We start from the raw sequence: 24,039 nt of genomic DNA, 5'->3' as shown, positions 1-24,039 counted from the left end.
CGGTTTAGAATTGATATTTTAAATAAGAATTGATTTGGTGAATCACCGTTCTGTTAGATAACACGTTGCTCCTATCGGTTGTACCCAGCAAAACATTCACAGAAGTATTGGTTACATCTCTTAGCGTGAGCGTATTGGTGGTATTGGTAAATACAGTAACCTTGGCTGCATCTCCCGAATCGTTTTTAAGCAAACTTTCAAAAGAACCTGTTTTCTGTCCGTCGCTTGCTACTGTGCTTTTAATAATATGGTATTGGATAAATTTGGCCACCTTGCTAATATCTCCGGCGTCTGTTGGCGCATAATTTGGCGTTCCGTTGGCTAGTTTTGGTAATAATCCAGCGGTTACCGCAGCTTGTATAGCCGCATTTGTAGGAATGAAAACGGTGTAAGGGCTTCCATCGGTAACCCCTTGAATTGCGCCTGTAGCAGCTGTATAAAGCGTAACGTTATTTTTAAGGTATTGAAAGAAGGAATAATAAGGATCGGTTGTTAGCGTACCATATTTTTCGATATGCTTGCTTACCGGAAGTACAGTATACATCAGTACTTTGGCAGCATAGGCATCAGCTCCATTAACAGCTGTGGCAACCGAATCGATCTTAATACTTTTATCGGCAACTGCGGGTAAATCTTCTGTGCCAGCTGAAGAGAAAAACCCGTTGTTGTACTTAATGTATTCACCACCAGAAGTTTCTAAAATACCAGCTGTTGTAGCAAAATTTGGTACAGCACGGTCACCCAGTGGGATAATATGCGTTTGCAAGAGTCGTCTTAAAATATTGAGGTCGCCCCTAATTGGCGACGAAGGATAAAAGGGATCGTATGAAAATCCTAAACTTACCAGGGTGGCATCAGGGATGGGAATAACAATGTATTTTAAAGAGGCTGTTTTAATCGGAATAGCATAACCCAATACATCAAGCGCCTGTTTCATAATGTAATAGGTAGGATCTAAATTTACCTTCCCATATACGGTTGAAAATACATTGGCATTTTGGGCAGTGTTTACGCCGTAAAACAATCCATTACTTAAAAACTGCTTGTCTACAACGTTTGCAGGCGTAAGTTTAGTGGCTTCGCCCAAAAAGCTGTTAACCGTATTAAACTTGCTTGGCCATACTGTAGTTCTATATAAATGTGAGTTGATAAAATCCCTGATGATATCGGATCTTAAAGAAAACAGTTCGTTCAGCTGTGCTTTATAGTTTCCGGGCTGCAACCTGTTTTTTGCATAATATTTTAACAGCACTTTTGCATAGGCCTCAACCGCGTCATCGGTTGGTGCAAAAATGGTATACATGCCAATCTGTGCATCGTTGGCATCATCTTTCAGGTAATTTTCGTTATTAGGCGAAAAACCAAGCAATATGCTATAGTTTTTAACGTAAACATTATCACTTTTACCCGTTAACACCTGATAACGATGGGTAATATCAGTATTCACATTATAGCTTACATATTTATCCAAAAGGGATTTGAAAGCACCATACTGTGATTTAGTGTCAATATACTGATCAATACTTTGTGGCGGGGTAAGCACTTTATCTACGATGTGGATTACGCCATTTTCGGCTACAATATCTTGTTCGATAATTTTTCCAGGGCCAACATTTTTTCCGGTATACTCGGTATTGGGATAAAAATAATTATAATCTAAAGCACTAATGCCTGCAAAAGAGATGAAGGGGGCAAGAAAATAGGGTAGGTTTTTATTGTTAAAGTCGGTTGGTAAATAAGTTCCGTTTCGGTTACCCGCAATTACCTTTATCGCTTTACCATCATTGTCTACGCCATCGTAAACAAAATCGTAATAAACGGTACGTCGCCTAAAACCAACATTTTTAACGAAACCTTTTGCCGTTAAATTATCGCTTAAACGTTCTACTTTCTCTCCATCATAGGTCATTGAATAACGTACAATTGCCGAAGCCAGCGTTGCATTTATCTCGGTTAAGTTGTTTTCGGACATGTAAGTGGCAAAAGCCGCATCTGTTGGTGCAAAAACCGTCCACGAACCTGCTTTGCTTAAGGTTTCTTTATAGCCCGATTTATCTATACAATCTAAAAATCTGGTAAAATTCCCTTTGGCCTGAAGTTGTTGATAAATCGGATCGGCTAATGTTTCAGGACGGCCATAGAACTCATCAAATTCTTTTTTCCGGCAAGCGCTGAGAATGAATATAACCGCCAAATTAACGATTAAAAATTTCTGTAAAATTTTACTCATAGCAATTTCATTGGATAAACGGCCATTAAAATACTGGGCAATAAAAAGCTATGGATCTAAATCAATTAGAAATTAAAAAATGCAAAAACTGACTTAAAGGGTGAGTAGATTTTTACTGCATAGAATCGTATTAACGTTCGTTAATTAAATAGTTGGTTAAAAAGTTATTTGGTTAGTGAATTATTTCTTAAATATATAAAGGCAGAACAAAATTCCCATCCTGTACTATCCTGTCTTCTTACTATAAAATATTATCATAAAAAGATAATATCGATCTTCAGCATACCTAAATCGTTTTAAGCAAGCCTTAATGCCTTTAAAAAAAATTAAACAACAGCGTTAATGATCAAAAAAAACATTAACAGTACAACAAATAATACAAAATATGAGGACTATCCTGCAATTCGCAGTAGCATGTAATGTTGTTTAGTTTAAAGTTATTTGATATTCATCCATCCTTCCGGGATAGCAATCACACAGATATTCATGGATCGGTTGTCTTCAGATAACATCGCTGACTGGATTTCGATTTTTTTACCATCAGGGCTCATGGTAGGATGCGGATGATCTGCCGCTGTTTGCTTATGCCCTGCCGAGAGCAGTTTCATTTCATGTGTTTTCCTATTAATCAGATAAATGCTTCTCGAAAAATCGTCGCCTACGGCCCACTTTCCGTCTGGAGAACCGCTTACATGCCAAAGCCCGCTGCCCGTTGGCGTTTGTCCTTCAATTCTCATTTCCCTTGTTCTTAAATTTACAATGGCCAGCCCGGTAGGTTTTTCGCGGGTGCCTGATGGTCCCCAGGCATTTTCTTGCCCGGGATTGGCACCGTTCACTTCAGTTTGGGGGGCAGATACAGCACCGGTTCCAGGTATAGGCCTGTGCCCCATAATGGCCATGGCTACCTCATCACGCGAAATTATGGCTTCATGGGTAACCCATTCATAATCGGCTTCTGGATATAGTGGCCGTAAGCCTGTTCCATCAGCCAATACGGTCCAGGTTCGCTGTGGGGATTTACCTCCGGTTTCCCAGCAAAAAACAATTTCGCCGGCAAGCCAAGGATTGGTCTGTATATGCCCTATCTGAAAAGGAACCGAAATTACATATTTGATTTCGCCGGTATGGATATTCATCCCTGCTATACCCGATGGGCCAGCGCCCATTTTCCGCGGCCCAAAGTTTGGTTCCAGTTTAATTCCTGCTGCAAGATGTTTAGCCGCTTCTTCTTTACCCACCCTGAAATAGGCCCAGTTTTCGTCGCCATCAAGCGCCATATCGCCACCAGCACCAATTTCTTCGGGGGTGGTTCCACAAACACGCTCATAAGTTGATACAGGTTTCATTTTACCAGATTTACTATCTGCAAATACCTTAGCCAGATCCACCTCTATAATTTTTACTGCGCCTCCTATGCGTTTGCCCGAATCAATATTCCGCATAAAATATAGTTTCATCGATTTTCTGGCCACATTCAACATTCCGGTATAGCCACCTTCGGTAACCTGAACAAGATCTCCCGTCTGCTCATTTACCGCCATTGCTTCTCCTTTAACCCTGCCCGATCGGAATATCAGCCATCGTCCATCAGCAGTCCATTGGTTATGTGTCTGATAAATTTTCGAATCTCCTGCGGGCCTACTGGTTAAAAAAGTAAGTACAACACCCGTAACGGGATCTTTAACAACTTTTCTTTCCGAAGGAAAACGTTTACCTATCTGTGCGTAGCCAGCGTGATGGTTAAATACTAAAATGCAGGTAAAAACGGCAATAATAAATGAACAGGGTATATATTTCATCTTTATTTTGGTTAAATGCGGTGTTGATTATTTATACATCTGTACCGAACTATCGTTTATTACGAAAGGATGCTCTTGTAACAAACGATAAGTTTCTGCTCCTGCTAAAAGCACCGGACCATAGCTATGTGCAGCAAAAACATTTACAGGCCTGTAATAGTAAAACGCAGGATCGAAACCCATGCCCGTACCCACACATGTACCTTCTACCTGACCGTTTGCATTTATTTTAGTACTCACGGCATTCCAGGCCAACAGCGCCATAGGACCATAAGCTTTGGCATCAAGCCAGCCTTTGTTTACTGCGCGGGCAATGCAATAACTATAAATAGCGGTAGCTGATGTTTCCAAATAAGAATCGTTACGATCCAAAAGCTGATGCCAAAAACCTGTTCCATCCTGTAAAGCTGCCAAACCTTTTACATGTGCTTTTAACATTTGCAAGATATAGGATCTACCTGGATGGTTTACAGGCAAGGCATCCAGCAGTTCTATTTTGGTCATAAGTGCCCAGCCATTTGCCCTCGCCCAATGAAACTGCGGATGAGGATCCATATCCTGGACCCAACCATGCATATACAATCCTTTTTCTGGATTAAACATCCGTTCGGCAAACAATCTGTATTGTTTCACCGCTTCGTCAAAATATTTCGTATCACCAGTTAGTACGCCCATCTGGGCAATTGCCGGCAGGCTCATGTAGAGATCATCAAGCCATAACGTATTGGGTTGCGGCCTGTTCCTGGCCAATGTACCGTCTTTCAAACGGAACTCTTTGGTCATGATGTAATTTAAATAATGATCAATAACCGGGCGGAGATCGGCTTTCACTTCTCCTGTTCGCTGCGCCTTAATCATTGCAGCAGCAATAGAACCTGCATCATCCAGTGCATGTGGATCTATTACCGAACGAACCGGTGTTACTGCCCCTTTATTTGTTTTTAAATATTTTTGATATGCAGAAACAACATTTGCCAAAAAACTAACCCGCTTAACGGTATAATCTTTAAATTTTTGATCTCCTGTTGCAGTAGCAACCTCCAGCATGCCAGTATAAGTAACACCCCATTCGTAACTCGTTAAACGATAGTCTCCAGGTTTAAATACCGAACTGGAATCTGCTTTTTTTAAATCCGAAATCACTTTTCCCGAAACCTTATCTATCAGTTCGAAAGGAGTGGTTTTATCAAGGTAGTTAAAAACGCGATCCAGCGATACTTTAATATCTGCCATTTTTGTTTCACCATAAGGTGTAACATAGGCCGGTTTTAACAGATGTAGCGGCGCGGTAACATCATTCCCTTTATGTTCTACATATTGAGCAAAAGCAGGCACACCGGCGCATATCGTAATACAAAAGAATAATATTTTAGATCCCGAAGTTTTAATCGGATTGGTAAAAACAAACATAATAGATGGCTTAAACTATATCATTGCTCCCAAATGGGGACAAAACATATAGGGGTTTATAAATGGTTAATCAAGCCAATCTATCACATTTAAAAAAAAGAAGCGACCTGCTCTGTCCTGCTTCTTCCGTAAAGAAATTATTACAGTATTATAGCGCATGTAATTAAATAGGATTTACAACTCTAAACTTGGCGTGTATTAAACAGGCTGTACAGCTACGAGCTGCATTTCTTTTTCCTTTCCGCGAAGCTTAATTGCACCTAACATTTGCGTGGTATAACAATCTGTTAACTGTAGTTCTTCAATTAGCGCTATCGATACCAGCATCTCCTGGTTAAACTCCTTGCACATATTCTGAATTCTTGAAGTGGTATTCAGTACATCTCCAGAATAGGTAATATCGCGTTTTATAATCCCCACTTCGCCTGCTATAATCTTTCCGCAATGAATACCTGCTTTAAAAGCAGGTATTAAACCATACTTTCCAATGTACTTATCCCTCAGAAGTAACAGATGCGCTTTGATATCAAAAAAACAATTGATGCATTTATTGTTTCTTAATCCTTCATCATAACGCCAGGCAATTACCACTTCATCACCTACATATTGGTATATTTCTCCCCTATTTTCTAAAATAGGATTGGTAATATCGATAAAGATGTCTTTTAATAATTCGTGGTATTTTTTATCTCCGAGGCTTTCGGCGATGGAGGTTGATGAATTTAAGTCGAGAAACATAAATATCCTTGATTCTTCTTTAGGTGTATTGTATTTTCCACTGATAATATCCCAGAAAATACCTTGCCCAAACTTACTGTTTATCTGCAGCAGCAACTGCGTTATGGAAACCACAAAGGCCCACACCAATCCGTTTTTTAAAAATCTTTTCGAATCGCCCAGTTCATAGAGGCTCAGTATCTCGTTTACAATCAAAATAACGCCTAAAAACGATCCGGCAACAATTAAGAGGGTATAACCATAAGGCTTATCGTTATATTTTACATTTACAAAAAATACGAGCAAACTTCCTCCTAACAGTGCCCCAAACAAGCCAATAACTGCATTTAGTACAATTGAAGAAAATAAGGTATAGCCTGGTGCTGGCCCTAAAGAATTTCGGGTATGCAGCACAAGGTCCTCAAAAATGGCAATTACCATCCCAGCTGTCGTCCAAGCCAGGATAATGACCAATAACTGCTGAAGTTTCTGCTGTGTTTGCCGATTAATTTTTACTGACATCGTGATTTCTATTCAAAACGACTGATTCAATATACTTTAACTTTTACTAAAATAATGAATATAATCTTACATGTGCCCTAATAAACAATTGAAATAGCAATTACCTGCTAATACACAAAAACTGTTCGCTGCCGCACAACTACTGTTCGGAAATGAACATACCTAAACGAATAATAAGCAAAAACAACCCTTACAAAGCGATTGAGGTGACATTTGCTTTTTGGCACCCGCTTAGTTAACCACGAAACTGAATAATGTTGGTACAAGCTGATTTTAAATAGTGCACCATCATAAACTTAATAAATTTTAACATTTAAATAAAAAACACAATGAAAACTTCAATTAAAACGCTAATCGTTATTGCATTAGCAGTAATTACTTTAACGGCCGCCCTTCCAAACAACTTAAGGGCTACAGAAAAAAACACGACGATGCTTTACAAGATTCAAAACTTTAGAAGGATTGTGATAAAGGGAAATGTAGAAGTGATGTTGGTACAGCGGCCCGCAATTGGAATATCTTTTGCAGATGATAACACTGGAAATGTGAAAGTTACCCAGCAGGGCGAGGTACTACGCATTACCAGCCTCGATAAAGAGAAGTGTAAACTTGTTATTTATGTAAACGATATCTACCGCATTGAGGCTGATCAAAATGCTGTTGTAAAAACAGAAGCAAAGCTCAGCACTAAATTTCTCCAGATCATTCTTAAGGGGAATGCCTTTGCCGACATCAATACCAGTAGCGAAGGTTTATATACTGAAATTCTCGACAATAGTACATTAAAACTCAAAGGCAATACCAATCGCCATACGCTGATTATGGGCAAAGCACCAAATTTGACTATCGATCGTTTTGCTGCCACCCAAACAGATGTTAGCCAGATAGAAACCGCAACAGAAGAAATTGTTGCCCTTGTTCCATCCTCAGTTCAATAAATGGTAGGAGATTGGGGTTTAAAAGTAAATCATTCTGCCCAATAATTTTGCTTATTACACAAACAACCAATAGAGACAGTTATTTTTTCTATTTTGCATTCAAAACAAAGTTTACCTCTAGACTAAATAACATCATTAGCAAATGAAACTCTCTGAAAACTTACAAAAGTTATTGCCGTATGGTTACCTGTTCCTTGTGGTGATGGGGATATTAAAAGAAAGCATTTTTTACTATCAGATTGGTATAAACATTTTAAAGTACACCACGATTATGGATGTATTAATCAGTCCGGTGGCAACACTAACAGCTCATCCGGCGGTATTAATCGTTACGACAGGTTTTATTATCCTCGCTTATGCTTACCCGACCTATCTGGCAAAGCGAAGGGATAAAAAGTGGGCACAAAATCTTTCTGGCCTAAAAAATCCTGAAACACTTAGTGAAGAGGAAGTAGGAAATCATTTTTCGAAACTTTTCACTATTGTTTTTGCCATTGGGCTCCTATCACTGTTTTTGGGAATCGGACTTGGACAAGGGAAAAACTTATCAAAACACATCCGCAATAACGAACTCCAATACGACCGCAAGCTGAATTATTCGAACGGTGAATCTGAAGACATTTATTTGATCGCCACAAATAGTATTTATTATTTCTACCTATCCAAAGGAAACAGATCAATTAAGGTTGCTCCAATTGGTGCTATAAAAAATTTAGAAATCCCACTAAAAGCTTCGATTAGTGCTAAATAGTAATCTTATTTCTGAATAAAGTGTTCAAGTGTTTTAATTAAAAAATACGCATGAAGAAATTATTGATTCCAAATGTGCCATTTACTTAAAAATGATAAAAAAGGGAAAAGTTTTTAAGAGGACTAGGCTTCGAAGAATCGTCATTGCGAGAAGGCTTTTTCAGCCGACGAAGCAATCTTACAACGATCGCTACCAGCGTGCGCATTAAGATTATTCATTTTTGCAGTTGTTTTTAAAGGCATTCATGAGCTCGCTTCGTTCGGTTATCTTCGTTCCTCGCAATGACGATTTTTCTACTGGGGTCTGTCAATGGTAGCGTAGTCGAAGGGCATTTATTTGCGATTTATCAATCTTAAGAAGTCTTCGACTACGCTCTCCACAGGAGTCCTTTGGACAGACTGACGACCGCGGTGCTTATTTAACTTTGCTCAATTTCCTTCAGGCTATTCATTTTCTTATAAGCTAAGAATCCTTTTATATCTTCAAAGTGTTCACGAACGCGTTTGTTGCCAAATTCAAACACTTTTTGTGCTAATCCATCTAAGAAATCCCGGTCATGCGATACCAAAATCAAAGTACCATCAAAATCTTTCAACGCGTCTTTAATAATATCTTTGGTCTTCATATCCAAATGGTTGGTCGGCTCATCCAGGATCAATACATTTACGGGTTCTAACAACAATTTAATCATGGCCAAACGGGTTTTCTCGCCACCAGAAAGTACCTTAACCTTTTTTGTGGTATCATCGCCACTGAACATAAAGGCGCCTAAAAGGTCTTTGATTTTTATTGAGCCGTCGCTTAACGGAATTTGATCAATGGTTTCGAATACCGTTAGGTTTTCATCCAATAATGCGGCCTGATTTTGCGCAAAATAGCCAATCTTAGCATTGTGCCCTACTTTTAAACTGCCTTCGAAATCAATCTCACCCATAATGGCTTTAATCATTGTCGATTTACCTTCGCCGTTTTTACCGACAAAAGCTACTTTTTCTCCTCGTTCGATCACCATAGATGCTTTTTCAAATACAACATGATTGCCATAAGTTTTGGTAAGCTCTTCTACCATTACCGGATACTGACCTGAACGTGGTGATGGAGGAAACTTCAATCTTAATGCCGAAGTATCCACTTCATCGATTTCGATTACTTCGAGTTTCTCGAGCATTTTTACACGCGATTGCACCTGTAAGGTTTTAGAATAGGTTCCTCTAAAGCGGTCGATAAATTCCTGGTTGTCGGCAATAAAACGTTGTTGTTCTTCGTAAGCTTTCAACTGGTGTACACGACGCTCAGCACGCAGTTGAAGATAATGGGTGTATTTGGCCTTATAATCGTATATCCTGCCCATCGTTACCTCAATGGTGCGATTGGTAATGTTATCTACAAAGGTACGATCGTGCGAGATTACCATCACGGCTTTTGCCGAATTGATCAGAAAATCTTCCAACCATTGAATACTTTCGATATCCATGTGGTTGGTAGGCTCATCCAGTAAGATGAGATCAGGTTTCTTTAATAAAATTTTGGCCAACTCGATACGCATACGCCATCCACCCGAAAACTCAGAAGTTTGGCGGGTAAAGTCTTTACGCTCGAAACCCAAACCTTTTAACACTTTCTCTACCTCTGCATCATAATTGGTTTCTTCAATAGAATAAAATTGCTCACTTAATTCAGATACCCGCTCGATAAGCTTCATATAGTCATCGCTTTCGTAATCGGTACGGATAGTAAGTTGTTCATTCAGCTCATCAAGCTCTTTTTGCATCTGGTTTACCTCGGCAAAAGCTTTCATGGTCTCCTCAAAAACAGTAACATTATCATGAGTGAGCAAATGTTGTGGCAAATATGCAATCACAGCTTCTTTCGGACCTGTTACGCTACCAGAAGTAGGTTTAGCTACATCGGCAATGATTTTTAGAATGGTCGACTTGCCTGCACCATTTTTACCCATTAAGGCGATTTTATCGTTCTCGTTTATCGAAAAGGTTACATCGCTAAAAAGGGTGGTTCCGCCAAATGAAACGGAGATATTATTTACATTAATCACGATTGGGAATATTAAATTCGCGGCAAAGATAAAGGAAAGCGCGTAAATTATCGTGAGAATTTTAAGACATAAAAAAGGTTTCAGTTTTATACTAAGATCTTTAAAAATTCTTGATCTATCACCATACTAAACCTAACCAATTTATGGATGAATTAATTGGACTAAGATTCCGTTTACAAATAAAATTCAGGGTAAATAATGATCAATCGATAATGCCATTTTTTGAGATGATGTTCCCAGAAATTTCTTCACCGTTCAATTCCTTCAAAGTGGTTTCGATCGTCAGGCACATTGCATTTAGGGCGAGGTCGTTCGATGCTGTGCCGAAAGGCTGTTCTATCTCATCTGCAATGGCCTCAAAGGCTACAAAAGTATAGGCAATAAAGGCTACAATAAACGGGGTAAGCCATTGGAGGCTATCAACCAGCCCGAAGGGCAACAAAAAACAGTACAAATAGACAGTACGGTGCAACAACACCCGATAACTATAAGGAATGGGGGTGGAAATAATACGTTCACACCCACCAACAATCTCGGCCAGTTTATCAAGGTTTTCATCGAATCTCATCTGCTGTATAGTGTCAATGCGGCCAGTCTGGTGTGCATTAGCTACCCATTCGCCCATCAGTTTCGTAATCATAACAGGTTTGTACTTTACGGAGAGGATAAAACCATACTGTGTTTCGCTAAGCCGTGCTTTAAGGTCCGGTTGTGGGTCTGTATCCCTTAGCTGATGTTTGAGGGCATAGGTAAAAGAGACGAGAAGATCAATAAATTGATGCGAAAGTGATCTGTCGACTGGGGGCTCTGGAAGCGTAAGTGCTTGCCGGGCCAATGAACGTGTGCAATTTAATAGGGCTCCCCAGAGTTTCCGCGCTTCCCAAAACCTATCGTAACTAACATTGTTACGGAAACCGAGGAACAATGCGAGTACAAATCCAAATAAGGTTAAAGGTGTTGGATTTAAAGGGATTTTGAAGGAAAAGATTCTACCATTGAAGAATACAACACCAACTGACAAAACAAAAAGTAACGCGAGTCTGGGAAGGAGCTTTGGAAGAACAGAACCATGCCAAACAAACAGCATTTTAAACCAGTTTTCCTTATTTCTAATGATCATACTATATTTTGGCTTTAAGCATCTTTATTTATAACGTGGTCGTTCCTGTCTATTTTCAGATTATAACTGAACAGCCTGTTCCAGTTTTTTCACCCTTTCATATATCCCGGGGTCATGTTTTTTAATCCTGATCTTTACATATTTCGATGCAGGCATATTGCTTTCTTTCACTACATTGTTGATCCCTACCAGGACATTTGTTTCCGGGAAATAGGTAACGGCATTTTTTTCAGGAATCTGATAGGAAACAATAATAAACAGTGGTGCTATCCGCTCTATTCCATCATCATAGTTGAATAAGTCTACCTTATCTCCTGCTTTGAACCCTGCACCATCAATGTCGTTCTGGTTCATAAATACTACTCTACGTTCATTCTTTATGCCCCGGTACCGGTCATCAAGCCCATAAATGGTGGTATTAAACTGATCGTGTGTACGAGTGGTAGCCATCATATATTCCCCATCTTCCAAGTTGTTTTCAGGCAGACTGGTTAATGTAAATGGTGCTTTTTCTCCAAAATCCTTTGTAATAAATTTCCCGTCCCTTGCGAGATTAGGCAGATAAAATCCTTCCTTACGCCTAACCTTTTCATTGTAGTTTTCAAAACCTGGGATACATTTTTCAATGTCATCTCTTACGGCATCATAACTTTCTGCGTAACGTTTCCAGTCGATGACCGATTTATCGCCCAAAGTTGCAATCGCCATACGGCATACAATCTGTGTTTCATTGATGAGATTGTCTGATACCGGTTTCAGCATTCCCTTTGATGACTGCACTACTCCCATCGAGTTTTCTGTAGTGATAAACTGATGCACACCATTTACCATATCAATATCGCTCCGGGACAGTGTTGGCAATATCATGGATTCCTTTCCATGAACCAGGTGGCTACGGTTCAGTTTTGTAGATACGGAAACGATTAAATTAAGTTTTCGTACCGCATTGGCGGTGTAGTTTGTATCTGGTGTTGCAGATAGAAAGTTCCCTCCCAAGCAGAATAAGACTTTGAGTTTCCCTTCATGCATGGCTTTAATTGCCCTCACCACATCATACCCATGTTTACGGGGAGGATTAAAGCCATAAAAATTCTGAAGACGGTCTAGTTGGGCATCCGTAGGTTTTTCATCAATCATCATGGTCCTGTTTCCCTGAACATTACTGTGCCCACGAACAGGACAAACACCTGCCCCGGGTTTACCAATACTGCCTTTTAACAACAGGATGTTGAGCATTTCCTTAATCATATCTACACCATTGGGCTGTTGGGTGATTCCCATTCCCCAGCAGATAATAATTCTTTTTTTAAACGCCAGCATTTGTGCAGCATCATAAATCAACGCAGTAGAAACCCCAGATTCCTTTGCAAGTTCTGCTAATTTATAGGTTTCGAACTGCTCGATAAAAGCACCATAGCCAACTGTTTTTTCGGCAATAAAATCATGATCGAATACCGCTCCTGGAGATTTTCTTTCAAATTCAAGCAGAAGCAGTTCAATCGCTTTCAAAAGGGCCATATCGCCATTTATTTTTACAGGCAGATAAATATCAGCGAGTTTTCCGCCAGTACCCAGCACACCACTTACCTCCTGAGGATTACGGAATCCCATTAATCCTGCTTCAGGCAAGGGGTTTATGGCAATGATCTTACCTCCGTTCTTTTTACATTTTTCGAGGGCACTCATCATCCTTGGTGCATTGGTTCCCGGATTCTGGCCTACGATCACAACTACGTCGGTATCGTAGAAATCTTCGAGCTTTACGGTTCCCTTTCCAATACCAATCGTGGGGCGTAGTGCAGTACCTGATGTTTCATGGCACATATTGGAGCAATCGGGCATATTGTTGGTCCCATATTCTTTGGCAAATAACTGGTAAAGAAATGATGCTTCATTACTCGTTCTTCCCGAGGTATAAAATGTTGCCTCATCTGGTGTTTCCAACGCATTCAGATGGGCTGCAATTTTCGAGAATGCATCTTCCCAGGAGATAGGTTGATAGTGGGTGCCTCCCTGTGGCAGGTACATTGGTTCGGTTAACCGCCCCATTTTCCCTATGGTAAAGTCATCCAGCTTTGCCAGGTCAAAAACAGAATTTTCCTTAAAAAATTCGGCAGTAACCCTTTTGGTTGTAGCCTCTTCGGCAAGTGCCTTTGCGCCATTTTCACAATATTCTCCCAATGGAGAACGCTCATCATCCGGATCCGGCCAGGCACAGCTCGGGCAGTCGAAACCACCTGCCTGATTCATTTTAAACAATGCCCTCGTCCCTCTTAAAAGTGTTTTTTCTTCAATTAGATCTCCGAATGCGGCCACCACTGCGGGTATGCCAGCAGCCCATGTTTTTACAGGTGTTAGTTTAAGGCCTAACAATTTATAGGGATTTTCTGCAGCAGGTTCTTTTTTATCGTTCTCCATACCTTAACTATTTAAATGGGGATTGGGGTAATTGTCGCTTTGGTCCTCTTCTACATTATCCAGGCAGGTAAAGTCCTTTTCTATCAACAAGCTAACAGGCCCGCTCAGGTTACTAAATCCTACCTTATCTGTATTGACCAGTTCTTTTACCATTTTCTTGGGCATGTACAGCACGATGCGGTTATCAATAAAATCGGCACTTAGGTTGTCATCACTTGTAGTTGTTATGGCGTATTCCAATGTTTTGCTCATGAAATGGGAACTTTCGGAGAGAAACCCAACAGTACCCAGGGCCTCCACTTCTGATTTGGTTAATCTATATCTTAATGAATTGCCTTTAATTCTAATTTTCATGCGATGTCGGGGTTAGTATCTTATCGTTAATGGTATATATGTTAAATCTGTCGTTTCTAAGAAAACCAAGCAATGTAATATCGAACTCATTGGCCAATTCTACGGCGAGGGTTGATGGAGCACCAATTGCAGCCACAATAGAAATTCCGGCCATGGCTGCTTTCTGGATGAGTTCAAAGCTGGCCCTTCCACTCAAAAGCAATATAAATTGACTTAAAGGAAGCATATTCTTATTTAGCGCAGTACCGATTAGCTTGTCCAATGCATTATGACGCCCCACATCTTCACAGAGTAATAACAATTCGCCTTCTATGGTAAAGAGACCTGAAGCATGGATACCACCAGTTGCTGCAAAATTGCTTTGGGCCAGCCTCAATTTTTCGGGCAAGCTGTAAAATACATCTGGAGATAAACGCATTTCCTGTTGATGGGCTAAATTTGAATAAGGGCTTACTGTTCTAATGGATTGTATAGAACCCTTGCCACAAACTCCACAGCTTGAGGTGGTATAAAAATTCCTGTCAGATTGCAAAAGATTGGGCATAAACCCTTCAGTCAATTCTACACAAACAATATTTTCTTTTTGCAGTTCACAGGGCATGGATATATGGCTGATGGCTTTAACATTTCCATATGAAGAGATTATGCCCTCTGTAAACAAAAACCCAAGCGCAAGTTCCAGGTCATTTCCGGGTGTGCGCATCGTGATGGAAATATTCTTTTCAATCCGGTTCCCTGCCGGTCCATATACTATTCTAATTTCGAGTGGCTCTTCCACTGATAATATATCCAATGAAGGCGAAGCGATGAAACCTGAAACTTTATTGACAGGTAGGTGCTTAATCGAAACTGATGGAACATCCCTCATAACAATGATTGGTAAAGTCAGAAATTAACACTAAATATAGTTATTTTGAATACAAAGCAATTGTTATTTCATGATATAATTATTGAGCCAGCAGCGTGCCCAAGCCTACTAAGCTTGCAGCTATGGCATATGATTTTACACTGATAAAGCCTCTTATTTTGTGAGGCCTTGCCATTCCGAACCAATTATAATTTAATTATATTTAACTTCAAAAGAAGGAATATTAGTCAGACTAAACGCTTAAAAAATATAACTGTGAATCAATCTCAAAACGTAACAGACTATCCGAATAACAATACCATTTTTACGGTTTGGAAATTTAAAGATGGAGCAGCCATCAGGCCGGCCTTCAAAAGGCTTTGTGCACTGGTAGAGAATATGAACCGTTCTTATGCCGTTAGGGTGGTAAAAGGAAGAACGAGCTGTGTACTGGGCGTGGGCTTTTCGGCCTGGCCAAAACTGGGATTACCCTTGCCTCCTCCTAAGGAACTTTGTAATTTCGAGCCAATTATCGGCGCAAAACATATCGCAGTATCCACTCCGGGAGATATCCATATCCATCTTCGGGCGCTTGACATGGCAATATGTTTTGATATGGCGAGTGACATTGCGAGCATCATGCTGCCAGTTGCCGATTGCCTGGAGGAGATACATGGATTCAGGTACTGGGATGGCCGTTCGATCCTGGGTTTTGTTGATGGAACGGAAAATCCAATTGGTGATGAAAGGCCTTTTTTCGCTCTTGTTGGAGAGGAGGACCCAGCATATAAAAACGGGAGTTACCTTTTTGTGCAAAAATATTTACATGAAATGAAAAACTGGGAAGCGCTTTCAACGGAGGATCAGGAGAAAGTAATCGGTCGGTATAAAATGAGCGATATCGAAATGACCGATGATGTAAAACCCAGCAACTCCCATAGTGCCCTTGCAGGAATTGAGGATAAAGCAGGAAATGACCTTAAAATAATTAGAGACAATATGCCTTTCGGACATCCTTCAAAAGGTGAAGTTGGAACCTACTTTATTGCTTATTCTAAAAATTTCAGTACCGTTAAAGAAATGTTAACACGAATGTTCATTGGTTACCCGCCTGGCAATTCAGATCGGATCCTTGATTTTAGCACTCCGCACACAGGCACCTTATATTTTGCACCAAGCCTTACCATGCTACAGGCTTATGCTGAAGAAGGCATGTAGCTAATTCTTGTGATGATTGATGCGAGGTAATACGAGACCGGGCTTGAACCAAAAATCACCGTTCCTTACCGATAATGTGCATCAGCTAATCGTTGATGGTTTGGAAATTCCCAAAAGCATCTTTGCACATTTCTCACTCTTTAAATTTTGAATATTGTCCTCTTTCCATTTTTATATTTAATCGTTGGTAAAATTCAACAGGATTAAATGCTATTCGCTTATATTCTGTTTGTACGGTTGTTTTCCCTTGATTTAGTTTATCCTGGTTTTCCCAAACGGCAATTGTTATAATGATCAAATTGCCCGCATTGTCTTTTTGTTCGAAAACCTGATCACTTATAAAGCCTGGCAAAGTTTTTATAAACACCCTGTTATAATTCATTCTCTCTACAAACTCTTCAACTGATACTTTGGGAACTGAAAACTTATCGACGAAGTATATCTCATCACGATTTTCTTTTTTATTGGATAAATTTGTGAGGTCGATGGGTAAGACACCCAATTGTTGTAAAAAGCCTAAGCGGTCCGTTTGTATCTGACTTCCAGTTATTTTGCCATTTTTAAATTCATAGGTTGCTATCCCGTCAACAGAAACAGTTTTATTGGTTGGCGGAATATTCTGAAATTGATTTTTATGAGTTCCACTAAATTTTTGTTTTACTACTACTTTATTTCCATCAGCAATTATCTCTTTTACTTCCCATTGAGCATCTGGAAATGCTTTTGTTAACTCAAATATTGTTTCTTGAAAGCCAGTGGCGCCCTTGGCTCCAAACTGATTTATATAATCCGGTGAAATTATCTCTGATAACTTCTCATACCGTTTTTTTAAAAATACCGTATCGTAGAGGGAATAAATGAGCTCCTTTTGTTTATTGTTATCCATCTTGTTTGATTTTTCTAATGACCTGTTAGTAACTTGGGAAAAGCTATTTTGCTTGCACATCATTACGGTGCATAATGCGAAGGTTATTCTGAGTATTGAAGTCATCGGTTATATTTTTTATACTTCAAATTTCAGAACAACTCAAGCCAAATCATTGTAAAAAATCATTGAATTACCAAAAGTTAGGCGATTTATAGAACGCTGATGGTGTTTGCCCCGTAAACAGTTTAAAGTCTTTATTGAAATGAGGTTGGTCGTAATATCCTGCGTTAAAAGCTATGCCTGCCAGGCTTTCTGCTTGTTGTTTCTGCCTCACAATTGCCTCCATCCTTATAATAGAGGAGAATTGTTTTGGCGATGTGCCAACTGTTTTCCTAAACCTCTTTTCAAAAGCGTCATTGCTGATACAAAGCGTGTCTGCTAATTCTTTTATTCTGATTGCACCTTTTGTTGAATGAATTATTTCTACCGCTGCTGAGATTAATCTGTCAGGTGTATGGCTGTCTAATCGTGATAATAAAAACTGCTCAATGATGGCAATCCTTTGAATATTGTTTTGAGCTTCGGCTAATTGTTCTTCAATAATTTCAATTGTATTTCTCTTAATGAAAGCATCAAGAGAAATACTTTCTTCAAAGAGTTCATAGAGCGGTTCGTTAAAAAATGCTTTAGCCCCTGTCTCTTTAAACTGAACAACTATGGTCGCGGAATCTTGTAAATAGTGGACGAGTCTTACCGATTTTCTTAAACCAGAAATAGTTGAAACAGGCAAAAGTTCTTCTCTATCGTCTGATAGGTAACTAACCTGTCCCTTGTAACGAAAAGCAACAACAAGCGAAGTGCCTGGCAAAATCCTATTTGTCATTTCCACTTCACTTTCAACAATTCTGTATGCCTTGATGAAAGGTCTCAGTAATTCGGTCGGTATATACTCTTCAATTTTCATTTTTGCTGTTGGTACTGATAAAAATACAGCTTCTATTTATGCTGTACAAAATTTTTCTCGGATATATATCCCTCCAATAATTTGGGAGGATACCAAGATAAAGTAAAATACTTTGGAGAGTCAGCAGATATTGATTTTATGAACTTCATCATCATCGAAAAACTTCAGTAAACAATAAGTATTAATCCCTCCTATTTATCGTAAATCCTACACGTAACTGGAACGGTTTTGTTGTAAAGCAAGAACCACATTATGTTGACTTCCCAAATGGTCAGCCCTACAATGTGACCTATACAGGTTACAGGTTTTATAAATATTACAACCAACAGGTACAGGATGCGCAGGGACAGGACATAAGCGATTGCCCACTGTTCAGAATGGGCGAGATATTGGCAAACCACGCTGAGGCTATGTATGAACTGGGAACTTTTACGCAGTCAACGGCAGATGCGACCATCAATAAACTCAGGGCAAGAGGTGCGGTTGCACCATTAAATTTAAGCTCGATCACCAACGATCCAAACAGAGACCAGAGCATCAATCCCATTCTCTGGGAGATAAGGAGAGAAAGAGCGATCGAATTAATTGGTGAAGGATTCAGGTTTGATGATCTGCGCAGATGGAAGAAAATGGATTATGCGCTTAAAGAAAAACTCGGACGGTACATTACAAAGGGAACAGACGTACCTGCAAATAGTATCATTCCGATTCAGAACGGAGCAACTGCCGGTTATATTTCGTATCTGGGAATACCTCCCAGCCCCTTTCCAGAATATTATTACCTGTACCCGGTTCCATCGAACCAAATTGTACTCAATCCAAAAATCGTGCAAAATCCCGGATGGAAATAATTCAACGATCAGTAATTACCGCCCCGTCAAAATTTAGGGCGGTAATTTTCTTCATATATCATTTATTGTTTTTTTTATTTTCGTTCCTTTATTTTTAAATATGAAAAACCGTAAAAACAAAACGCTGATCCTTAGTTTCCTCATTATTTCTTTTTTCTCATTCAATGTTAATGTATATGCTCAGCAAAAACCAAACATCATTTACATTTTAGTGGATGACCTTGGTTATGGCGATCTTGGTATTCTGTTTCAGAATCAAAGGAGTAAAAGCCTTCCTGCTTTAATGTCCCCTCATTTAGATGAAATGGCAAAATCAGGAGCCATATTAACCCAGCATTATGCCAATGCCCCTGTATGTGCGCCATCAAGGGCATCTCTAATGACCGGAGTAAACCAGGGAAATGCCATCATACGGGATAATCAGTTCGATAAAGCATTGGAAAATAACCACACCATAGCCACGGTATTAAAAAATGCAGGCTATACCACTGTTGCCATCGGGAAATGGGGTTTACAGGGAACCGATGAAAAACAAAAACCAAACTGGCCCGCCCATCCTTTAAAAAGAGGTTTTGATAATTATTTTGGCTATATGCGCCATGCAGATGGACATGAGCACTATCCTGTGGAGGGTGTATATAGGGGCAAAAAAGAAATTTGGGCCAACTATAAAGAAGTTTCCGAAGGATTACAAAAGTGTTATACCACTGATTTATGGACTGCAAAAGCAAAGGATTTCATTATAAATTTTGAGCAGAAGAACCAGGACAAAAAACCTTTTTTTATGTATCTGGCTTACGATGCACCACATGCAGTACTCGAGCTGCCAACACAAGCGTACCCAACAGGCGGTGGGCTAAAGGGAGGGCTGCAATGGACCGGTCAAAAGGAAAAAATGATCAATACCGCCTCTGGAGATGTTGATAGTTATGTCCATCCTGATTATGCAGAGGCTACTTACGATGATGATAAAGACCCAAATACCCCGAAGGTTCCATGGCCAGATACCTATAAAAGATATGCAACAGCGGTAAGGCGTCTGGATGATGCCGTTGGCGATATCAGAGAGCTACTATCAGATTTAAAAATCGATGACAATACACTTGTTGTTTTCACCTCTGACAACGGTCCATCGATAGAATCTTATCTACCCAAGTCTTTTGTACCTGTTAAACCAACTTTTTTCAGTAGCTATGGTCCCTTTGATGGAATAAAACGTGATTGTTGGGAAGGTGGCGTACGTATGCCCGCCTTAGTGGTTTGGCCAAAGCGCATTCCTGCTGGCCAAGTTGTAAACACTCCTTCAATGCTCTCGGACTGGTTGCCAACTTTTGCAGGAGCCGCTAAAACCTTTGCACCCGTAAGAACAACTGGTGTGTCTCTACTCCCTTCATTGACCAATATCGGAAAGCAGGATAAAGCTTTAGTATACAGTGAATATTTTGAGGCTGGTAATACACCGAGCTTCGATCAATTCGAACCTGGGCACGCAGGCAGAAAACGTAATCAGATGCAGCTCATCAGAATGGGAGATTTTGTAGGGGTACGGTATGACATCAAATCGGCTGATGATAAGTTTGAAATTTATAATGTAGTAAAAGATCCAAAGGAAAAAAATAACCTTGCTGGTAAGAAGGGCTTCGAAAAACTGCAAGCAACCATGAAAGCTAAGGTATTACAGTTAAGAATTTCAGATTCAGATGCATCCCGTCCCTATGATGATACACCGGTACCTGGTATAGATATTCCTAAAAATGCAGAAAAAGGTCTGAAATGGTCATTTTTTAAAGGAGATTTTCAATTTATACCATCTTTAAATCCTCAAAGCGCTGATCAATCGGGCCGCACCAAATCACCTCTTCCAATTAAAACGGCCAAAGGGATGATTATGTATAAAACCTTTATCAAAATTCCAAAAAGAGGATTATATACTTTTAAACTTATTTCAGATAACAGTGCATTTGTCAAGCTTCATGAATTTAATTTGCTCGATGCTGATTTTGATTATAAAACCGGGGAAGTTGTTCAAAGGGCTGTCACACTTGACGAGGGATATCATCCCCTCACAATTTATTGTTTAAAAGATCAAAATGTTAAAAAAGGTTTCAAATTGCAAATTAAAGCTGCATCTGGTAAATGGGAAGATCTAGGGGAGAAAAATTGCTTTTATTAGTGCGGGTTATCCACCACAATGGGGCGTTAATCTGCATTTTGGAATATATCAAAATTAGCAGAATAACTGTCGAACTATTACAATAACATAAAGATATAAATATTAGATATTTGAAAATACCTGAGTTTAAAAAAGTTAAACCCCAATGGTACATCGAACACCAGAAATCAGCCTCAAAACACGGATTGAGAGGAATTATCAAAAAATATAAATTTTAATAAAAAAAGAAAGTGCCATAGGAGATTCCTAAGGCACCTTTCTTAAGACGGGTTGCACATTGTATTGTTGTCGACCGATTTTATAGCTCAAATGAGTGCAATCGCTGAATTATCTGATAGAATTGAAGATAATCAAAATCACCAACCCTCAATTTAATTAATAAACCACATTGTTCCGAATAATCAAAACCTTTTTCAACTTCAACATAATTACCAAAGAGCTCATCTCCTGGCTGATGAAATTTGATGGTGGGCTGAATGCAAGCTGCATCACCCTTTATAAAGTACTAGCGTTAAAAATTATGCCTGTCGGAGAAAACAATTTCGCATCCGGATTAAGAATTAACAATATCTCAGGGGTTAATGATAAATATCTACCGAAAAACCAAAGATGACGATGATGAAAAAGCATTATTATAGGTGATCAAAATCCCGGTTGGCATGACATAATTCCAATGAATGATAAATCATGCTAACGATAGTTGGATCGGGCAATCAGTTTTTCAATGTTCTTAATCCAGATTTTCCTGCCATCTGTATAAAGGATATCTTCCGACTTTAACTCTTTAAGGAGCCGGATCACATTCTCCTTCGCCAGCCCGGCAAGGTTAGCCAGGTCATGTCTTGAGATATTGATCAGAATCTCTCCATCGGTGTTAAGGTCGTGTTTATACTTTTCTCTGAGAAAAATGAGCGCTATGGCAAGCCGTTCTATGGCCGAACGCTGCGAAAAAACAGAAATACTGTTCGCCAATACTGTATATTCATGGCTTAGTGCCTTTAACATACGTGAGGTAAGTAAGGGCGAATTGTTCAGCACCTGAAGAAAATCTTCTTTAGGTATAAAGCTAAGAACGCTCTCTTCTATAGTAGCAGCCGAATCCGGATACCGCTCTTCGGAGAGCACGGCATGGTAACCGATGAACTCTCCCTGGTTAGCAACGTATATGATCTGCTCTCTCCCACTATGGTCCACTTTATATTTTTTCACCTTACCCTTATGGATAAAGTAGATCCCCGAAGGCACAACTCCTTCCCTGAAAACCACCTCTCCTTTTCCATATTTCTGTTCAGCCTGTCCTGAAATCAGGAACCGATACTCCTCTTCGGTCAGTACATTTAATATCGAGTGCGTACTGAAGTTCCATTTATCAATGGGAAAAATTCCTGATAAGCTCATATATAAAGGTACGACTTATATTATTCATTACATGGAGTTTCCCTCCCAGGGGACTATCTCTGGGCACAATCCCAAATCAACTTTTATTTTAAGGCTTTCCTTTGGATTTCCTTTTTTAACCAGGCCACCGTAATGTTTTTCAGACATATCTTCGCAAAGGGAGCGCATCAAAGTCAAAATTATCCTTTGATATACATTTTGAGCTCAGGATGATGGCACTGGGCAATGGCCTTATAGGAAGGAGGGATTTGCCCTGTTACGGTATGATAAGTAACCAATCTGCATCCTTGTGGCTGTGCCTCGAGTTTCTTATAAAGCAGCTGGCTATAAAAACGGTAAAGATCATAATTCCTGTTAACGGTAGAGTCAATCCCACCTTCGGTATTGATGTTCTCATAAAAGGAATTGAAAAAGTAAAGGCTCCTGTATTCCTTAAGGTCTACATCGGTTATGTTACCATGAATGAAATCAACGTTAGAAAGATTAAGATTTTCCTTCGTTTCATTTGCATATCTGATAAGGTCCCTTCTCTGGTCTATACCATAAAAAAATGTGCCGGGATTAAAAAACGCTGCGGTCAGACAGAATTTGCCAACACCGCAGCCAATGTCCATCACCTTATGGGCAGGATATGAAAGAAATTCAGATGCCTTTCTTGCAATGTCAAGCGGTGTCCAGTGAACCTTGGAAAGTTGTTGGATATGATCGGGATATAGATAATCGAAATGAATATCATGATCAAAGTAGGTATTTATCATTTATTTATTGATTCGATAATAAAAAGCACAAAATGGAATGGGCAATCAGTGGCTTTTGACATACATATTTAAAAGACCGTTAAAAGTACTCTTGACTAAAGTAAAATTTTCAGGCACTTCCTTGCCAGACCCCTGAAAGCTAACCAACCGGGTCCCTTGCGGCATCCTATCCAGATTTGCGCTTAGGTACTGTGTATAATACTTATATAAAGCCAGTGAGGTTTCTACAGAATCGTCGATCCTACCAATAAAATCCACATTTTCGAAAAAAGAATTATAAAAATAAAAATGGTCGAAGGCCTTAAAGTTTACCTGGGTCATATTGGCATGGATAAATTCCAGATTATCCAGTCTGAGAAATTCCATGGCAACATTTGCATGATGCACCAATTCCTGCCGCTGTTCTACTCCGAAAAACATGGTTGCAGGATGCTGCCTTGCTGCTATGAGACAGAATTTTCCGATGCCACTACCGATATCGAGCACTTTTGAACCTGGAAGGGCAAGAAATTCAGCAGACTGTTGCACTATACCTATCGGGGTCCATTGTTTTTTGGATATCAGTTGAAAATGCTCGGGATAGAGCCAATCGAATGTTTGATCGTCCTCGAAAATTTTATTTATCATGTTCACGCCTTAATCTTAATTGG

The 24,039-nt window shown here is 39.6% G+C and carries 19 protein-coding genes; 5 read left to right on the top strand and 14 right to left on the bottom strand.

All coding sequences use genetic code 11. From position 1 onward, the window contains the following. Positions 1-4 precede the first annotated feature (4 nt). The 4 genes from AC1DNH_RS00390 to AC1DNH_RS00375 all read right to left on the bottom strand — a co-directional run bounded on the left by AC1DNH_RS00390 (position 5) and on the right by AC1DNH_RS00375 (position 6,678). Positions 5-2,230 carry a fasciclin domain-containing protein gene (locus AC1DNH_RS00390; RefSeq protein WP_477607612.1) on the bottom strand — a complete coding sequence of 742 codons (2,226 nt, stop codon included), beginning with the start codon at positions 2,228-2,230 and terminating at the stop codon, positions 5-7. Between the two features lie 437 nt (positions 2,231-2,667). After that, positions 2,668-4,029, bottom strand: a complete 1,362-nt coding sequence (locus tag AC1DNH_RS00385; RefSeq protein ID WP_477584135.1) for a hypothetical protein — start codon at positions 4,027-4,029, stop codon at positions 2,668-2,670. A gap of 27 nt (positions 4,030-4,056) precedes the next feature. Next, positions 4,057-5,439, bottom strand: a complete 1,383-nt coding sequence (locus AC1DNH_RS00380) for a glycoside hydrolase family 88/105 protein (RefSeq protein WP_477607610.1) — start codon at positions 5,437-5,439, stop codon at positions 4,057-4,059. A gap of 198 nt (positions 5,440-5,637) precedes the next feature. Further along, the gene (locus AC1DNH_RS00375; protein ID WP_477584131.1) at positions 5,638-6,678 is read right to left on the bottom strand and encodes an adenylate/guanylate cyclase domain-containing protein; all 1,041 of its coding nucleotides are present in this window, start codon (positions 6,676-6,678) and stop codon (positions 5,638-5,640) included. Positions 6,679-7,007: 329 nt separating this feature from the next. Between AC1DNH_RS00375 and AC1DNH_RS00370 the strand changes: the two genes are divergently transcribed. Further along, complete coding sequence (locus AC1DNH_RS00370) at positions 7,008-7,616, top strand: GIN domain-containing protein (RefSeq protein ID WP_477607606.1); 609 nt, start codon at positions 7,008-7,010, stop codon at positions 7,614-7,616. A gap of 142 nt (positions 7,617-7,758) precedes the next feature. Then, a complete protein-coding gene (locus AC1DNH_RS00365; RefSeq protein WP_477607604.1) occupies positions 7,759-8,367 on the top strand; it encodes a hypothetical protein in 609 nt (202 codons plus the stop codon). A gap of 418 nt (positions 8,368-8,785) precedes the next feature. Here the strand turns inward: AC1DNH_RS00365 and AC1DNH_RS00360 are convergent, their stop codons facing one another. The 5 genes from AC1DNH_RS00360 to fdhD form a co-directional block, all read right to left on the bottom strand. Continuing rightward, positions 8,786-10,420 carry an ABC-F family ATP-binding cassette domain-containing protein gene (locus AC1DNH_RS00360; protein WP_477625055.1) on the bottom strand — a complete coding sequence of 545 codons (1,635 nt, stop codon included), beginning with the start codon at positions 10,418-10,420 and terminating at the stop codon, positions 8,786-8,788. 202 nt (positions 10,421-10,622) lie between these two features. Then, positions 10,623-11,540, bottom strand: coding sequence for a bestrophin family protein (locus AC1DNH_RS00355; protein ID WP_477581299.1), 918 nt, complete (start codon positions 11,538-11,540; stop codon positions 10,623-10,625). Between the two features lie 60 nt (positions 11,541-11,600). Continuing rightward, positions 11,601-13,958, bottom strand: a complete 2,358-nt coding sequence (locus tag AC1DNH_RS00350) for an FdhF/YdeP family oxidoreductase (RefSeq protein WP_477581297.1) — start codon at positions 13,956-13,958, stop codon at positions 11,601-11,603. 3 nt (positions 13,959-13,961) lie between these two features. Next, entirely contained in the window at positions 13,962-14,312 is a 351-nt protein-coding gene (locus AC1DNH_RS00345; RefSeq protein ID WP_477581295.1) for a DUF7009 family protein, read from the bottom strand. Further along, positions 14,302-15,180, bottom strand: a complete 879-nt coding sequence (gene fdhD, locus AC1DNH_RS00340) for a formate dehydrogenase accessory sulfurtransferase FdhD (protein WP_477581293.1) — start codon at positions 15,178-15,180, stop codon at positions 14,302-14,304. Before fdhD ends, AC1DNH_RS00345 begins: the two co-directional genes overlap by 11 nt. Before the next feature lie 255 nt (positions 15,181-15,435). Here fdhD and AC1DNH_RS00335 point away from each other — a divergent pair, with 255 nt between their 5' ends. Further along, a complete protein-coding gene (locus AC1DNH_RS00335) occupies positions 15,436-16,377 on the top strand; it encodes a Dyp-type peroxidase (RefSeq protein WP_477581291.1) in 942 nt (313 codons plus the stop codon). Positions 16,378-16,510: 133 nt separating this feature from the next. On the opposite strand, the gene AC1DNH_RS00330 is transcribed toward AC1DNH_RS00335, so the two are convergent. After that, entirely contained in the window at positions 16,511-17,263 is a 753-nt protein-coding gene (locus AC1DNH_RS00330) for an ester cyclase (RefSeq protein WP_477581289.1), read from the bottom strand. Positions 17,264-17,435: 172 nt separating this feature from the next. Beyond that, positions 17,436-18,209 carry a helix-turn-helix domain-containing protein gene (locus AC1DNH_RS00325; protein ID WP_477581287.1) on the bottom strand — a complete coding sequence of 258 codons (774 nt, stop codon included), beginning with the start codon at positions 18,207-18,209 and terminating at the stop codon, positions 17,436-17,438. Between the two features lie 284 nt (positions 18,210-18,493). On the opposite strand from AC1DNH_RS00325, the gene AC1DNH_RS00320 reads away from it, so the two are divergent. Together AC1DNH_RS00320 and AC1DNH_RS00315 are read left to right on the top strand one after the other, a co-directional pair. Then, entirely contained in the window at positions 18,494-19,060 is a 567-nt protein-coding gene (locus AC1DNH_RS00320; RefSeq protein ID WP_477610086.1) for a RagB/SusD family nutrient uptake outer membrane protein, read from the top strand. Between the two features lie 100 nt (positions 19,061-19,160). Beyond that, on the top strand, positions 19,161-21,233 hold the full coding sequence (locus AC1DNH_RS00315; RefSeq protein WP_477625054.1) for an arylsulfatase: 2,073 nt from the start codon (positions 19,161-19,163) through the stop codon (positions 21,231-21,233). Between the two features lie 690 nt (positions 21,234-21,923). Here AC1DNH_RS00315 and AC1DNH_RS00310 read toward each other — a convergent pair. The 3 genes from AC1DNH_RS00310 to AC1DNH_RS00300 form a co-directional block, all read right to left on the bottom strand. After that, the gene (locus AC1DNH_RS00310; protein ID WP_230144177.1) at positions 21,924-22,631 is read right to left on the bottom strand and encodes a Crp/Fnr family transcriptional regulator; all 708 of its coding nucleotides are present in this window, start codon (positions 22,629-22,631) and stop codon (positions 21,924-21,926) included. A 179-nt stretch (positions 22,632-22,810) separates the two neighbouring features. After that, positions 22,811-23,389, bottom strand: coding sequence for a methyltransferase domain-containing protein (locus tag AC1DNH_RS00305; protein ID WP_477586156.1), 579 nt, complete (start codon positions 23,387-23,389; stop codon positions 22,811-22,813). A 45-nt stretch (positions 23,390-23,434) separates the two neighbouring features. Beyond that, complete coding sequence (locus tag AC1DNH_RS00300; protein WP_477625053.1) at positions 23,435-24,016, bottom strand: class I SAM-dependent methyltransferase; 582 nt, start codon at positions 24,014-24,016, stop codon at positions 23,435-23,437. Positions 24,017-24,039: the final 23 nt, after the last annotated feature.

The organism is Pedobacter sp. 01N310, from assembly GCF_056399805.1.
Note: the sequence above shows the minus strand (reverse complement) of the source record. Positions and strands in the feature narration are given on the sequence as shown.